The following is a 16,158-nucleotide window of genomic DNA, read 5'->3' on the forward strand; positions in this document are numbered from 1 at the left end:
CAAAACTCACAGCTTTCTGCGTACGCCGTAGAATTCGCACATGATAAATCCAATGAGATAAAGCGGTGAAGAACAAAACGATAGCAGCACTTTCAGAAAAGTTGGGCGTGCCAACGAGAGAAACTAAAAAAGCACTGGCATGGGACATTACCTCTGGCTTTGGTGTTGTTGTTGTGCAAATCGATCAGCCTATCACCAGTGAATATGCATTGGTTTGGCTGCCTCACAACGCGGATGCATTGAAAGAGCTTTCTTGTGAGAAAGTTGTCTACCCAGAAGGCAAGGGAAGACACAGTAATACGTACGCTTATCCAGGTTTAAAGCGTGGTGATGCAGCTATCCGTGCCAAGATAAAAACAGAACAAGAACTTAATGAGCTGTTGAGCTCTTATTCGACCCATTTTACTAGTCTTGGAGATGTTTAGCGTTATGGACGTTATTACACGCAAACCTGAGCGCTGACTGTGCAATTGTGTGAATAAATGGATGTTATGTGAGCGATGGTCACATCTTGTAAAAAACTAATAGGTTGTGTGCGGTCTATTTCACCGTTTTATATAAGGTTTTTATTGTAAGATACGGTTTATTAAATAAAAATTACATTCTAAATTACGACGAGTCGGTTGGTATTTAATGCAAAAATCAAACTTCGAATTCCTCAAAGGCGTTAACGATTTCTTGTACGCTATTGCTCGCGCAGCAGAACAAAACTATCCAGATGATCCAAACACCACGTTAGTTAAATTGCGTATCTTTGGTGAAGCGACAGCCAAACACTTAGCTAAGCTGTTAGATATAGAAGTTCCTGAAAACCAACACGAACTCCTACGTGAACTCGGCAAAATTCCTTTTGTCGATGACAGTATTCTCAACGTCTTCCATAAGCTACGCAAAATAGGCAATCAAGCCGTCCATGAATATCATGACGATCTTCAAGATGCTGAAATGTGTCTACGCTTTGCGTTTCGTATTGCGGTTTGGTACTACCGACTTGTAACTAAGAAATTCGATTTCCCTGTCCCTCAGTTTGTTTTACCCAGCTCAGATAGCGGTGAACAGTTTGAACAAGAAGTGTTGTCGCTGAAGCATGAATTGGTATTAGCTCGTCAAAGCGAAAACCAAGCGAAAGAACAGTCGAAAGCCGAGCTAGAAGCGCAACAGGCGAAACTGACAGCGCTGAATGGCTACATCTCCGTTTTAGAGAGTAAGCAAGAAGAGACACATGAACAGTCTCAAGCACGAATTGGCGCACTTGAAGCTAAACTTAAAGAACAAGAAACTGAGCTTTCTAAGAAAACAGAAGTCGAACGCAAAGCTTATAAGAAACAGATCATCGAAGAGACCAAGTCACGCCCTCTAAATCTAAGCGAAGATGAAACTCGCTACCTGATTGATAACCAGCTGCGCAAGGCCGGCTGGGATGCAGACACCAAAAAGCTAAATTTTGCCAATGGTACTCGCCCTCGAGTCGGTCGCAATATTGCAATCGCAGAGTGGCCAACAGGCAAAGATGAAACTGGTAAAACAGGTTTTGCTGATTACGTATTGTTTGTCGGTTTAAAGCCGATGGGCGTCATTGAAGCGAAGAAGAACAACAAAGACGTTTCGGCGAAGCTGACAGAGTCTTACCGTTACAGTAAGTACTTTGATAACGACTTTCTGCGTTCAGAATTACAGCAAGCTGCGAATGGTCAAGATGAACTCGATCAAGTAGCTGAAGCTTTACCTAATTATTTGCCTTCGTGGCCCGATTCGCACGGTTCCTCAACTCTTAAAATGCAAGAGTTCAAAATCCCATTCTGCTTTTCTGCCAATGGTCGTGGCTATAAAGCGGTAGCGAAAACCAAAAGTGGTATCTGGTATCGAGACGTTCGTCATGCTACCAATATGCCCAAAGCATTGCCTGAATGGCACCGACCTGAAGAGTTAGTTGCCAAGCTAGAAAGTGACGACCAGCTAACCAATAACTGGTTTAGCCGAAATGCAGACATGAGTGACCTCGGTTTACGTTACTACCAAGAGGAAGCGGTGCAAGCGACCGAGCAAGCCATTGTTAATGGTCAGCAAGATATCTTGTTAGCGATGGCGACGGGTACGGGTAAAACACGTACTGCAATTGCCTTGATGTATCGCCTTATCCAGTCTCAGCGATTTAAACGCGTTCTGTTCTTGGTCGATCGCACCTCTCTTGGTAAACAGGCACTGGATTCGTTTGAAGACACTAATATCAAAGGGGATACCTTTAACTCGATCTTCAATGTGAAAGGGTTAACGGACCGCTTCCCAGAAGACAGCACCAAGATCCACGTTGCCACTGTTCAGTCTCTCGTTAAGCGTACGCTACAAAGTGATGAAGTGATGCCAGTAGGGCGTTACGACTGCATTATTGTTGATGAAGCACATCGTGGCTACATTCTTGATAAAGAGCAAACGGAAGGAGAAGAGAAGTTCAGAAGCGAACAAGACTTTATCTCTTCTTATCGCCGTATCATCGATCACTTTGATGCAGTGAAAGTCGCGTTAACCGCGACACCTGCGCTGCACACCATTGATATCTTTGGTGGAGAGCAGAAGAAGCCCGTTTACCGCTATAGCTACCGAAAAGCGGTAATCGACGGTTACTTAACCGATCAAGAACCGCCAATCCGCATCATTACCAAGCTCAGTGAGTCTGGGTTGTATTTATCTCAAGGTAGCGAGGTGCAGAGGCTATCTAATCAAGGTGAGTTAATCAACGACACCTTAGATGACGAGCAAGGCTTTGAAGTCGCGGATTTCAACCGTGCGCTCATCGCTTCAAACTTCAATAAAGTGGTGTGTGAAGAGCTGGTCAATCATATAGACCCAACCAGCCCACAAAAGACCTTAGTCTTCTGTGTTAACAACACTCATGCCGACTCTGTGGTCGAAGAGCTGCGGACAGCGTTTAAGGCTAAGTACCCTGAGCTTGAGCACGATGCGATTATTAAAATCACTGGCGACTCAGACAAAGACTCCACCAAAGTCCAATCTATGATCACTCGCTTTAAAAAAGAGCGTTTGCCTAACATCGTGGTAACAGTGGACCTACTTACAACCGGTATCGACATACCAAGCATCTGTAACTTGGTGTTTATGCGCAAAGTGCGCAGCCGTATCTTGTATGAGCAAATGAAAGGCCGTGCGACGCGCTTGTGCCCAGCCGTCGGTAAAACGTCATTCAAAATTTTTGATGCGGTTGACCTGTATTCCACACTGCAAAGTGTCGATACCATGCGCCCAGTCGTGGTTCGTCCAAAGGTAGAGCTGCAAACCTTGGTTAACGAAATTACCGATTCTGAAACCTATAAGGTCATTGAGGCAGACGGTCGAAGCTTTGCCGAGCACAGCCATGAACAACTGGTTGCCAAGCTACAACGTATCTCAAGCCACGCGGAGTTTAACCGACTTAAATCACGTGATATAGATAACCAAATCAAACGCTTTGATGAGATTTGCCAAGACTCAGCAGGCTGTAACTTTGCGAGCCTTGCTAAAACGCTCAAACAAAAAGGCCCGAAATGGTCGGCAGAAGTGTTTAACAAGGTAACGAATATGGTCGGTCGTTTAGAGCAGCTTAAGCAAGAGATTAACGACTTACGTGATATGCCAATCTTTACCGATGTGGATGATTCACTGCTTCGAGTAGAGACCGTGTATGGCGAGCATGAAACCGCCCAAGATTTCTTAGAAGCCTTTGATGCGCTGGTGGATAAATCATCCAACCACCAAGAGGCATTAGATGTGATCATCAACCGCCCACGAGACTTAACTCGTAAAGGTTTGCTAGAACTGCAAGAGTGGTTCGATGCACAAAACTTTAATGAGCCAACGCTGAAAAAGGCGTGGAAAGAGACTAAAAACCAAGATGTGGCAGCGCGCTTAATCGGTCATATTCGACAAGCGGCGATTGGTGATGCACTTTTACCATTTGAAGATCGAGTTGATCTCGCGTTAGATAAAATCAAAGCCCAAAAAGAGTGGAGTGAAGAGCAACTTAACTGGCTCGATCGCCTAGCGTCATCCATTAAAGACAAAGTGGTACTCGACGATGACACCTTTAAAACGGGCAACTACAAGCGTAAAGGTGGCAAACGTAAGCTTATGAACGTCTTTAATGATGAATTAGATAGCATACTTACACAGTTCAACGAATACATGTGGGATGAGCACGCGTAAAACCTTACAACTTCTCACCTAACGCTAACGGTTGTCTGCTTGATAGAGCAACTAAGAATAGTTACAAAGTACTTTATAGCTTTTGAGGAAAATAATGGAACTGAATAAATTTGTCGCAAGTAAAGCACGTCCTTTACCCGTCATTGTTATGGCTGATACAAGTGGGAGCATGAGTATTGATGGAAAAATTGGTGCGTTAAATCAATCGATTAAGGACATGATCTCTAGTTTTGCCGATGAGAGTAGATTAAGAGCAGAAATTCATCTGTCAATTGTAACCTTCGGTGGCGAAGCTGTAACACACCTCCCTTTAACACCAGCACACCAAATTGAGCAGATAGAAAACTTCGATGCACGAGGAAGAACTCCGTTAGGTGAAGCTTGCACACTAGTTAAAGATTTAATCGAAGATAAAGAATCTATTCCTTCTAGAGCATACCGACCAATCATTATTTTAGTGTCGGATGGCTATCCTACAGACGACTATAAAAATGCATTTGATGCGTTATTAAATAGCGAGAGGGCTCAAAAGGCGACTAGGTTTGCTTTATCAATAGGCAATGATGCGGATACCACTTTGCTCGAGTCTTTCAGCAACGATGTTGAAGCCCCTTTGTTGTTTGCGCATAACGCAGCTGAAATCGCCCGGTTTTTCCGAGCAGTGACCATGAGCGTAGCCAACCACTCTAAAAGCCAAAAACCAAATGAGCCTATGAAATTAGAGTTTGTTAACGATGATTTAGCTGATGATGATCTAGATATTCCGCTGTAAATGAAAATTAGCATATCGAAAACGTCAGTTATCGGCCCAACGCATTCTGATCTCAATATTCCAAATCAAGATGCTGTTAAATGTAGAAAATCTAATGGTCGATGGGCAGTAGCGGTTGCAGATGGCATGGGATCTCGAGACTTGTCTCATATAGGCTCTAAACTGGCAACTCGTTTAGCGGTTACTTCCTGCCTAGCTAAACCTGAAGACATTTCTGATAAAGAGCTAATTACCTATATTTATAAAAAGTGGCTTAGCGAACTTAAAGTCAAAAATATAGAACCCAATGATGCAGTTACCACTTTAATGGTTGCTTGGGGAAACTCAAAAGGTGAATACCGCTTCATCCAACTCGGGGATGGTGTCATTTGCAATAGCACTACTAATCATTCTATTTCAAACGATGATTTGTTTTCAAATGAAACAACAGGGCTAGGGTTAAGTAAAAAGTTCTCTGATTGGCGTATAGGTAGAGGCAGGTTGAATCGGACGAATGGTGGACTGATTCTGATGACGGATGGAATCTCTGAAGATATAGAAGATCACCTCGGTTTTTGTTATGCGCTAGTGACGCGCGCTCAATCAGTAAGCCCAAGAGCAACTAAGAAAAACTTAAAAGGCCTATTGCACAATTGGCCCACACCACATCATACAGATGACAAAACAATTGCAATGGTTCTAATTAATGAATAGTAAAAAGAAAAGTACTGTCTACGACAAACATGACAATGCATATGAACTTACTAAAAGAGTTGGTGAAGGTGGACAAGGCATCGTTTGTCAAACTCAGCACAGTGGAGTTTTGGTAAAAATCTTAAATACTAAAGATCAATCAACGATCAAAAGGTGGCAAAAGCAATTAGATTGGAGCCTAAGGCAAGACCTATCCGGATTAAACCTTGCTCTTCCTAAAGTACAAATTGTAAAACCTCGTCTTGGTTATGTTATGGAGCTGATGGATGGTTTGATTCCACTACAAGATGTACTAGAGAAAAGCTTTAGTGATCTTATTGATAACCAAAGTATTAAGCAGTACATACAAACTGGTGGACTGAAAAGACGCTTTCAAATTCTACTGAAAGTCGCCAAAACGCTCGCGAAGCTCCATAGTAGAGGCTACGCCTATGGCGATATTTCTCCAGCAAATATCTTTGTTTCGGAAGACAGTCGTTATTCAGAAGTATGGTTTATTGATTGTGACAACTTGTGTGTTAACGAAAGAGAAGGGTTCACGCACATATATACGCCTGGGTACGGTGCACCAGAAGTTGTAAAAGGTGATATGGGCGTTAATGCATTAACCGATCAATGGTCATTTGCAGTAATGGCGTTTGAGCTGCTTACGCACCAGCACCCATTTAAAGGGGTTTATGTCGAAGATGGTGAACCAGAATTAGTAGAAGAACAGGCTTATAGAGGTGAGTTGCCTTGGATATACGATACTGAAGATGAAAGCAACGAAAGTGTCGGCGGCATTGATTTGGCTTTAGTCGCCAATGAAAAGCTTTATAAATTGTTCGACCAGTGTTTTGCTAAGGGCCGGACGCAGCCTTATGAGAGACCTTCACTAAATACTTGGTGTGCAGCCTTACAAGAGGCTCTTGACCATTTGCTGGAGTGCCCAACTTGCAGTAGTCATTACTTCACCAACCTTCAATCTGATGAACAAGCCTGTCCATTTTGTTCAACCTCAGTAGGGAAAGAGCACTATGCAGTGTTAAGACAAGTTATTTATCTGAATGAAGACGATTCACAATATATCTTTAATTCGTCTCAAGGCTTCATCGAGACTGATAATGTACGTGTAGTTAGTAATGGAATGTCTCTGACATTTAATTCTGCACCATACAATACAGAGCTATGGTTTGAAAGTGATGAAAACTTGACCGTCACCATGAGTGAAGGAGATATATATTTCATTCCCGAGTCAAATGCAGTTTGCAGCATATCACGTAAAAATGCATCGCAGGTCCATCAAATCACTCATAAGCAAAGAATAGCGGCGGAGCGTCGTAGTGCTATCGATCCCTATGAGTTTACCACTTGGCTCAAGTCCGATGAAAGAAAACCAGAATTTGTCGAATTATTAAAGACTTACAGATGGCAATTAGCGTGAAGTAAATTATGAACCTATTAGACTCTAAATGCCTTACCGGCGATGTGATCGAGCTTATTTTCGAAGATCAGAATGACGCAACTTTGAACTGGGAAATAGGTGAAGAAGTAGAATTGTTTTTTGAGATAGATTCTTACTATGTCAAACAGGGAAAGACGGATTTATTTGCTGAAGTTAAGTTTAAGAACAGTGCTATTGTGATGGCTGTCTCAGGCAGCACAGCGAGAAAAGTATGTGCTGTTTCTTGTTATAAAAATTCTCGTGCGCTAGCGATTCGCTATGTTGATCTCGTTGATAGTTACGATGAGAATATCGAATTTAAAATCGAACCTATCGTTATCGAAGCAATTCAAAAGCAAGTTCCAAGCGTTGTAGATTTTGACAGTGCACGCAAATGGTTCGATGAAGAGTTTGTCTTTGCAAAAGATGACAAAGGTGGGATCTTTATTGAATTCCCTGATAATTCAAAGCACTCTTTTTTCCTGATTGGTCAAGATTACAAGGTGTTAGTTGATAAGGTTAGAAAAAATTGGCACCTTTCTTCGATCCATCAATTTGGCGGTGGAACGGATAAGCTTTACGCATATTATGGACATCACGTATTAGAGTCTTACGGAATTGAAGATCAATTAAATACTTCTAACTACAAGCACCAACTTGAACAGCATCTTCAAGACAATGCAAGTTATTTTAAACTATGGCAGAGATACTCGGAACTGCATTGGGAACAGCATTCTAGATTAGCTAAAGCGGTTGGCTACCTTGATTACGAAGCTGTCTATAGCGCGTCTGATACAGAAATAAGATTCAAATTCAAAGTCGGCGATAAGGCTCTCAAATCGTTTTTTGAAAAGTACAAAAATGAATTGGAGCAGTTTGGTGAAACATTCTCAATTTCGGATGTAGAGTTACAGATCGCTCAAGATTTACCCAGTTGGTTAACATCTAACGAGAGTTTTGAAAAAGGTGGGTCAAGACCTGTTTTTTTACGCAGAGTTCAAATTGAACGAGACTTTTTAGTCGCGAACTTGAATCAGAGGCCAAAATCAAAAGGCTTTATCTTCATATCTTTGAACGGTATGAAAAAACAACACGAGCGTAAAAAAGTTGCTTTTGATTTGTTGAAAGATGCAACAAATCCTATGCCGCAACTCAAATATATCTTAGAAGGTGTAAATCCACCTGAGCAGAAAGTTAAAAAGTTACGTGCAATAACGCCGACCTTGAAGAAAAAACTTGATGGTAAATCGCTAACGAAGAAACAAGAAAGAGCGGTAAAAGTCGCATTAAATACACCAGATGTCGCCTTAATCATTGGACCTCCAGGTACTGGTAAAACCCAGGTTATCTCTGCTATTCAACATAGGATTGCTGAACAGGGTAATAAATATAATTTATCGTTAAAACACCAAGTTTTACTCACTAGTTACCAACACGATGCTGTCGATAACGTAGTAGCTAGGTCGGGCGTATTTGGGCTTCCTGCAATTAAAGTGGGAGGTAAGCAAGATGAAGCAAATCAGCAAGAATCAAACAGTATCGACACTTGGACAAGTAAAGTTATTCATGAGCTAAAACCAAATCTTGAAAGCGAAATTAGAAATAGCGATGAATTTAAACTAGTGGATGCGATATCGTCGTTAGTTTTTCAAATAAAGAACTCAAATAGTGCTCAATTCAATTACCAAAACTTGAACGAATTGTATCTTAAATTAAAGAGGCTAACGCTTGACTACGGTATTAAAGTATCAGCCAAGATTGAAAGAAACGTGGATCAGCTCATAGAGCAATTTAGCTTGTCTTCCTCGTATTCTCTCACAACAACTCAAAGGCAGGCGTTAGTCACTGCAACCAGAGCGTTGAGAACGGATTCCACGTCATACGATGATGATGGTGCTTTGAGACTAATCAAATTGATTTCATTACTGAAGGACCTAAAAGGTGGTGATTACGACCTTGAGAAGCTCGAAGCTATGACTAACATCGGTGTTGATGTGGACTTTGAACTTTTAAAAGCTACTCAACGTCAACTGCTCGATGCTTTACCGGATAAATTTGTACTGCCGAATCAACGTTGGTTGAAACCAGAACAATCAAAGAGTTTAAGTGAGCTTATAGAACAGCTTGAAGCGAGCCTGGTGAATTCCCTAAGGCTTGGGCAGTTATATTATCGCAAGAAGTATCTTGATTCATTGGTGTTTGAGAAGAAGCAAGTTCAGGATTCACTTAAAGAATATAGTGCAGTGCTTGGAGCAACATGTCAGCAAGCTGCTGGTGAAGCTATGGTTGGTCTTAAGTCTGTCGAGCATAGCAAAAACATACACTTTGACTCAGTAATTGTTGACGAGGCTGCGAGAGCTAACCCACTGGATCTTATGATACCAATGGCGATGGCTAGAAAGCGTGTGGTGCTAGTCGGGGACCACAGACAGCTTCCGCACATGTTAGAGCCTAGAGTTGAAAAAGAATTAGAAAATAATAATGAACTAGAAATTGTCGATCACGAACTATTACAACAAAGTTTGTTCGAACGTTTGTATCACTCTCTTTCGAAATATGAAAAAGAGAGATCTACAGAAAACCAGCGCGTAGTAATGCTTGATACCCAGTTCCGTATGCACCCTGAACTAGGTTCATTTGTTAGTGAGGAGTTTTACGAGCTATTTGGCTTGCCTCCGGTCAAGGCTGGCTTGAATGAGTCACACTTTCCACTAGATGTACCGGGTTATGAAGGAAAACTTGCAGCATGGATCGACGTTGAACCGTCAAAAGGAAAAATGGCGACAAAAAATGGCTCTAAGTATCGAGACTGTGAAGCTGAAATTATTGCTGACGAAGCTTACAAAATACTTACAGCAAGGCCAGATCTAAGCGTAGGTATTATCACCTTTTATGCGGCTCAAAGAGACCATATCATTGAGAAAATGGTAGACAGAAAAGTCATGGAGTATTCGAGTACAGGTTCAAATGTTGTATCTGAATTTAGAGTGACGACCCCCAATTCAGGTGGGAAACCAGAAGAACGTTTTCGTGTTGGTTCTGTAGATGCATTCCAAGGTAAAGAATTTGATGTCGTGTTGCTGTCAACCGTTAGAAGCTGGAAAGAACCAGAAGAAATTACGCAAGAGGTTGTCAATGCGCAGCTGGGTTTTTTGCGCATACCTAATCGTATTAATGTCGCAATGTCTAGACAGAAACGCCTGCTCATTGTTGTTGGTGATAAAAGCTTAGCGTCAAACAATCTCAATAAACTTATGCCTGAGTCGATTCGGATATCTGAAAATGAAAAGGCATTAGTAGGTTTTCCTAAGTTCTTTAATGAGCTTTGTAAAAAGGAGAAGGGCATTGTTCTCTAATACATATATTAAAACTACAGATTCCCCCAAAAGTCGTGACGTGCAACTGTTCGCCTGGCCTGTATACAGTTGGGAAGTATATTTGTCTTCTCACAAAGGGCGAGAGTTAAATCTTTTCGAGAAAACTATCCTAGAGCTGATTCGAGTAACCGGAAATCGTGAGTTATTACCGAGTCAAATTGCTGAGTGGCTTTCACTAGAAAAGGAAATGGTTTTATACATTTTAACCGCCACTATGCAGCCAAATGGTTGGTTAGATAAGAACTTTAAAATTACAGAAGAAGGTCGAAAAGTTCTAGATTCGGAGACAGAACCTGAAATGACAACGGCTCTGGTATTTCAGTGTGCATTGACTGGAGAGTGGTTTCCTAGAATTGCTTACGAGTCTAGCGAAGTTAAACCAGAGAAAGATTCTGACAAGTTAATCTTTAAATTAGATAGAGCAACTGATAAGAGGGTTAGAGGGTATCGTGTTAACAAAGCAACTCATGAAGTAAATAGGCCGAGTGAACACGAGATAAATGGTCTTTTAAGCAAAGATAAAGAAGCTCGATGGATTGCTAATAACATCAGTGATGAGCGCTACCATACGCCCATTAAGGCTGAGAAAATGATTCTGTCAAACAAAGAGGTCAAACAGTCGTATTTGCTGTTATGGGCAGATACTTCTTCAGGTTATAAATTCGATTTTGTTGATCCATTTGCTCTTTCCCATAAAGCGCCCTGGATGAACGACTTGTTTGAACAAGCTATAGCGGTTAATAGCAAGCTAGAACAATTTTCTAGTTCGAGGTTTCAAACTGAGGAAGAGGAACTATCTTACTCAGAGGCAATTGAACTCATGAAGGAAACAGCCAGAGTTGAAGTGTTAACTAAATATCCAAACGCTGAGCGTTTTGAAGGTCTAGTAGAACCATTGTTTGAGTTAATGAACGAAAAAGAAAGGTTGAACCGTGGGAAATCGGCTGATTATAGTTTAAATAGATCTTTAATTAATAGTTGTGGCTCCATTATTGAAATTTTATGTAAAGGGATTCTTATTAAATTTCCTTTTAGAAGTAAGCATAGGTTACCAGCTAGAGGGAAAACCTATAATAGACGAAATGAATTACATTCTTTAGTAAAGCTTACGAGGCTATTTACACAAGATCAAATTTCAATAGTTTTACGTTGTCCATGGGATGGGATAAATAATGCTGTAGATGGAGGGTTTTCAAGTGTTCGCAGTTTGTTAGCTGCAGTATTTATATCTACTCTAGATTATCCCCAACACCCTATTAAATTTATTGGTAAAGACAGTTTATTATTTGAAGATATTTATAAACTGGCTGCTGAACGCAATGAGGCTTCACACGGCAACAGCACAAGATTTACCAACGAACAAGCGTTGCACTACATAAACGTCGTAGACAAATTTTTAGAAAATATTTTAGTGGATTAAGCAATGGCTAGAAAAGGCAAAAACAAAAACTCAGCACCAAAACCGATTGAAAAACCACAACCACCAACGTCAAATGGAATTTTGGGTGGTCTTCTTAAAAAAGTTGGCGTTTCCTCGGATGAAAAACTCGTTAGTAAGCTTAATGAAGAAGAGAAACAGACTCTCGCTGATTTGACGGCTCAACTTGAAGAGTTAATTGAAACAAATGAAAGAACTAGGCAAGAGCAAGAATATAACCTATCTGAAATTGAATTTAATGTGGTACAAGCTGCGAAAGACGGTGAAGAAGTAAAGTGTAAGCTACAGTCAGTAGCAGCAAAAGAGGAAGCTGTTGCTGTAAAAGAGAAAGAGCTTTTAGTAAAACTAAGTGAACTTTCTGGCAAAGAGCAATCATTATTAGAAAAAGAAGCAAATGCTAATGCTGGTTTTGCTTTAGAGCGTCAAAAATCGCTGGAATATTTGAAGAAAGAGTATCAGCAAGTTGAGCAGAAAATAACTCAGCTTGATGAGCAACGAAGAATAAACGAACTAAAAATGCTTGAGCAGCAAGCTCAAAGTAATGAACGCGCGAAAGAGCAGGAAAATACACGATTTGAAGAGCTAAAGAAAAAACTACTTGCGGAGCACGTCGAGTTAGAAAATCGTCAAATCGAACTCGATAAGAAAATTGATGAAAATAAATCGCTAAACGAACAACTTAAGAAAAAGCTTGGCGCTCATGCTGTTATGAAAAAACAAGCGCTAGAAGAGTGTCGAAGAGAAATTCAAACTGAAAAAGTATCATTAGAAAATCAACTAAAGCTTTTAGAAGATTACCGTAATCGAGACCAGCAAGAAATCAAGAGCTTAACTGAGCGTCTGCTTGGTTATAAAGAGTTGGAAAGAGAGGCTCAAATTAAAGAGCTTGGTTCTCCAGCAGCTGTCTTAATACGGATTGATGAGCTTGAAAAACAGCTACGAGATGCTCGTAATAAGTTAAAAGGTCGCAGCGAAGACGATTTGGAAGAAGAATTAGATTACTACAAAGATCGTGCAGACGACTTAGAAGAAGAGCTAAGAGACCTAAAACAAGAACATGATGAGGTTAAGCTACGTGAAGGTAAATATAAGCTTAGCATGAGAGAAAAGTTGGAGTTACAGAAGCAAAAGGATCTTCTTGAACTTAGCAATGCAGCATTAACTCATAGTATTGAAACAGTGAAGTCACAACTGGATGATTTGCTTGAAAAGCAACAATCACAAGAGGCATTCAAAGAGTTAACACTAATGGACCGAAAATATCGTGAACCGGTTCCTGCACAACCAGTTAATTCATTGAAAGAATTTACTGAAGAGTTGCAACACAGAATCGCAATATCTACGGATGTGGAGCTTTATTACGATTTAGATTTGCTAAGAAAGTTCATGGCAGGTTTAGCGCTTAGCCCGCTGCATGTGTTCCAAGGTATCTCTGGTACGGGTAAGACAAGTTTGGTCAATGCTTTCGCAGCAGCTGTTGGTGGAGAAGTGACGACAGTACCTGTTCAAGCTGGTTGGCGTGATAGAGACGATCTAATTGGTCACTACAACGCATTTGAAAAACGTTACTATGAAAAAGAGTGCTTACAGGGCTTGTATAAAGCGCACACTCCATCTTTTGAAAAACGCTTTAATATTATCTTGCTTGATGAAATGAACTTGTCTCGCCCAGAGCAATATTTCGCTGAGTTTCTCTCTGCAATGGAGCAAAATGAACAAAAACGAAAAGTCGTTCTGATGGACTCGTCTGTTGCAAACCCGCCAAAGCACTTTGTCGAGGACAGAAAGCTATTACTAAAAACGAATACCTGGTTCATGGGAACAGCGAACCATGATGAAACAACATTTGAGTTTGCAGATAAAACCCATGATAGGGCCTTCACATTAGATTTGGAGAAGCAAGTAAAGCCGGAAGGTTGGCGTGCAAAAGCTATCAAAAATACGGTAATAGACTTTGAGTCAGTTGATGATCTTTTCACAAAAGCACAACAGAATCATAAAAAACTAGTTTTAGATATGCTGAAAAAACTCGCTACTTCTGAATTTACAGAAATTCTAGAACGCCAATTTGATATTGGGTGGGGTAACCGTCTAGAAGCGCAAGCGCTTAGATTCATTTCTGTCTATAAAGACTGTGGTGGTCATGAAGCTGATGCGTTAGAGCACCTTCTAATAACCCGCGTGTTACGTAAAGGCAAAGTACTTGGTCGTTATGATATTTCTATCGATAAGCTGAAAGACCTAAAGAACGCTCTGAGTAAAATGCTCAAATCAGTGAACGGCACTGGAACGAAAGCTATCGATATCATTCAAAGTGAAATTACGCGTAAAGAAGAAGGGGTTTATTAACAATGTTAATAGACAGAGTAACTTCTAAAATGGTCCAACCAAGGGAAGTCACTAGCATACAATCAGGGCGTTATGCCCTGATTGGACAAGAGTTTGAAGGCAGCTTTGAGCAATCTCTTATATTGGAACCTATTGTTCCAAAGAACCTAGAGATAATGTTCCATAGCGAGGTAGCTTTCGCTCAACCGTCAGACGAACTGTTTACGAATGATGATATTGTAAAAAGCGAGCAACAACTCAGAGTAATTTATGATGCCATTCATCAGATAAATGATAAGTTCGATGATATCGACCTAGAGACATTTAGCCATTTCTTACCTCCCGAGATCAGTAAAAACATAACCCCAAATGAACTTGATAGAGGAATTGAAGAAGTTTTCAATAACGGTGTTCTATTTCAAATAAATAGTTCACCGAGAATGAGTATGCGCTATGACACTGAATTGCTACCGACTAGCAGGGTCAAACGATACGCAAATAACTATCAAGCACATTTAGTTGCCCATTCGGAATGCTGGCAGCAAAGAACAATCGTCGGCATTGTTCCTAAAAAGCTGATGGCGAAGGTGAGTGAAGATGAAGTCGCGATTTATGAAAATATCGTATACGCAAGATTGATTGATAACTTATTCAATTATCTGACCATGTATCAGCTACGCCTTGAGGAGATCGTAACTTTCATCGGCCGGTTTGGAGCGCTAGATAGCAGTAATAAAGATCACCGCTATATCACTCAGTTAACGCAGGACTGGGGAAGAGCATACGAAGATAGCGATGAAACAATGGAAGAGTTGCAGGAGCAAACCGAATCAACTTTAGAAAAGGTAAAATCTAGCATTCGTAAACTGTCACAGTTGCGCTCGGATAAATTATATCAGTCGATTCCACGTGTAACTAAGGTACCTCTGGAATTGAAGCAAACTAATATATTGGTACACGATAAAAACTATCGAAGAGCCGCTAAGCTTTGGCGAGTATGGCTTAAAAGTTTCAACACCGGTAAGTTGACCTCTCAGCAGATTCTTGAGCAAAAGCAACGCAACTTTATTCAATACCAATCATATGTTGGGCAAATATTAAGACAAGTATTTGTTAACTTAGGGTGGTCTCTAACCAAAGACCCAGAAGGCTACAAGTTAAGCCATGACAATACTTTTGAATTAATGCTCGAACATTCAAAGACAGGCGAGTGGTCATTAGTTAGAAAAGAAAGTGTCGTAGCTCGAATAGTCGCGCTGTCTGAGCCGTTGGTAGAAGGAATCACTCAGAGCGAGTTGGCTACAAGAGATTTTTTAATCTGCCCGGAAGATAATACAGTCAGCGAAAATGACAACATTATTGTCATTTCTCCGATTGAACTTCATGGTAAAGAAACTCTTGCGGGAAAACTTCAACAGCAAATCTTAAAAGTGATCATTCGAGAATATTTGACGGAGTTTGACGTTAGGCTCCCGACAGCCATAGAAGCGCTCTACGAAGAAAAGTTTGATCTGATGCTTTCAGATGAAGAACTGAAAGTTGCTAGAGTGCATGCAAACAGCGAACTGTACAACGCGATTGTTACTAAAAGTAATATATCCAAGTACTTGAAGCAGTGCCCGGTATGTAGCCAGCAAGCTCACGAGAGTAGTATTCAACAAACGTCAAAGGATTACTTTACCGCAAGTTGTAGAAATAAAGCATGTAAAGCAACCTGGACCTTAGACGTCAAGAGATCATTGTTTAATTTAAACGATGGTGATTCATCTAATGGGCGGTTCGCGTTCAGTATTGATTTGGAGCATGACTAGGGATGATTGCTTAGATAGTTGCCAAATTTGCTATTGATGGTGTTCGTTGGGTTACTTGAATATCAAACATCGTTGGTAGAATGGTGAACTTAAGCCTGTTTGACCACCTAGTAAGCTTA

9 protein-coding genes are annotated in these 16,158 nt (G+C 40.7%); all 9 read left to right on the plus strand.

All coding sequences use genetic code 11. From position 1 onward, the window contains the following. Positions 1-65 precede the first annotated feature (65 nt). Positions 66-425 carry a hypothetical protein gene (locus tag OCU78_RS16285; RefSeq protein ID WP_137375349.1) on the plus strand — a complete coding sequence of 120 codons (360 nt, stop codon included), beginning with the start codon at positions 66-68 and terminating at the stop codon, positions 423-425. Between the two features lie 208 nt (positions 426-633). Continuing rightward, positions 634-4,197, plus strand: a complete 3,564-nt coding sequence (hsdR, locus tag OCU78_RS16290; RefSeq protein ID WP_137375348.1) for a type I restriction-modification system endonuclease — start codon at positions 634-636, stop codon at positions 4,195-4,197. A 94-nt stretch (positions 4,198-4,291) separates the two neighbouring features. After that, positions 4,292-4,969, plus strand: a complete 678-nt coding sequence (locus OCU78_RS16295) for a vWA domain-containing protein (protein ID WP_137375347.1) — start codon at positions 4,292-4,294, stop codon at positions 4,967-4,969. Beyond that, a complete protein-coding gene (locus OCU78_RS16300; protein WP_137375346.1) occupies positions 4,970-5,662 on the plus strand; it encodes a PP2C family serine/threonine-protein phosphatase in 693 nt (230 codons plus the stop codon). Then, positions 5,655-7,085: a protein kinase domain-containing protein gene (locus OCU78_RS16305; RefSeq protein WP_137375345.1), complete on the plus strand. Its 1,431-nt coding sequence runs from the start codon at positions 5,655-5,657 to the stop codon at positions 7,083-7,085. Before OCU78_RS16300 ends, OCU78_RS16305 begins: the two co-directional genes overlap by 8 nt. An 8-nt stretch (positions 7,086-7,093) precedes the next feature. Continuing rightward, positions 7,094-10,441 carry a DEAD/DEAH box helicase gene (locus OCU78_RS16310; protein WP_137375344.1) on the plus strand — a complete coding sequence of 1,116 codons (3,348 nt, stop codon included), beginning with the start codon at positions 7,094-7,096 and terminating at the stop codon, positions 10,439-10,441. A gap of 82 nt (positions 10,442-10,523) precedes the next feature. Next, entirely contained in the window at positions 10,524-11,882 is a 1,359-nt protein-coding gene (locus tag OCU78_RS16315) for a hypothetical protein (protein ID WP_137375343.1), read from the plus strand. Between the two features lie 3 nt (positions 11,883-11,885). Next, entirely contained in the window at positions 11,886-14,249 is a 2,364-nt protein-coding gene (locus tag OCU78_RS16320; RefSeq protein WP_137375342.1) for an AAA family ATPase, read from the plus strand. 2 nt (positions 14,250-14,251) lie between these two features. Next, a complete protein-coding gene (locus OCU78_RS16325; protein ID WP_137375341.1) occupies positions 14,252-16,039 on the plus strand; it encodes a hypothetical protein in 1,788 nt (595 codons plus the stop codon). Positions 16,040-16,158: the final 119 nt, after the last annotated feature.

This window comes from Vibrio gallaecicus (genome assembly GCF_024347495.1).
In the GTDB taxonomy this organism is placed as follows: Bacteria; Pseudomonadota; Gammaproteobacteria; order Enterobacterales; family Vibrionaceae; genus Vibrio; species Vibrio gallaecicus.

Excerpts from the sequence above, each read along its gene's own strand:
- OCU78_RS16320 (WP_137375342.1), top strand. The coding sequence starts at position 11,886 with ATGGCTAGAAAAGGCAAAAACAAAAACTCAGCACCAAAACCGATTGAA.
- OCU78_RS16325 (WP_137375341.1), top strand. The coding sequence starts at position 14,252 with ATGTTAATAGACAGAGTAACTTCTAAAATGGTCCAACCAAGGGAAGTC.
- OCU78_RS16305 (WP_137375345.1), top strand. The coding sequence starts at position 5,655 with ATGAATAGTAAAAAGAAAAGTACTGTCTACGACAAACATGACAATGCA.
- OCU78_RS16300 (WP_137375346.1), top strand. The coding sequence starts at position 4,970 with ATGAAAATTAGCATATCGAAAACGTCAGTTATCGGCCCAACGCATTCT.
- OCU78_RS16310 (WP_137375344.1), top strand. The coding sequence starts at position 7,094 with ATGAACCTATTAGACTCTAAATGCCTTACCGGCGATGTGATCGAGCTT.
- OCU78_RS16295 (WP_137375347.1), top strand. The coding sequence starts at position 4,292 with ATGGAACTGAATAAATTTGTCGCAAGTAAAGCACGTCCTTTACCCGTC.
- hsdR (WP_137375348.1), top strand. The coding sequence starts at position 634 with ATGCAAAAATCAAACTTCGAATTCCTCAAAGGCGTTAACGATTTCTTG.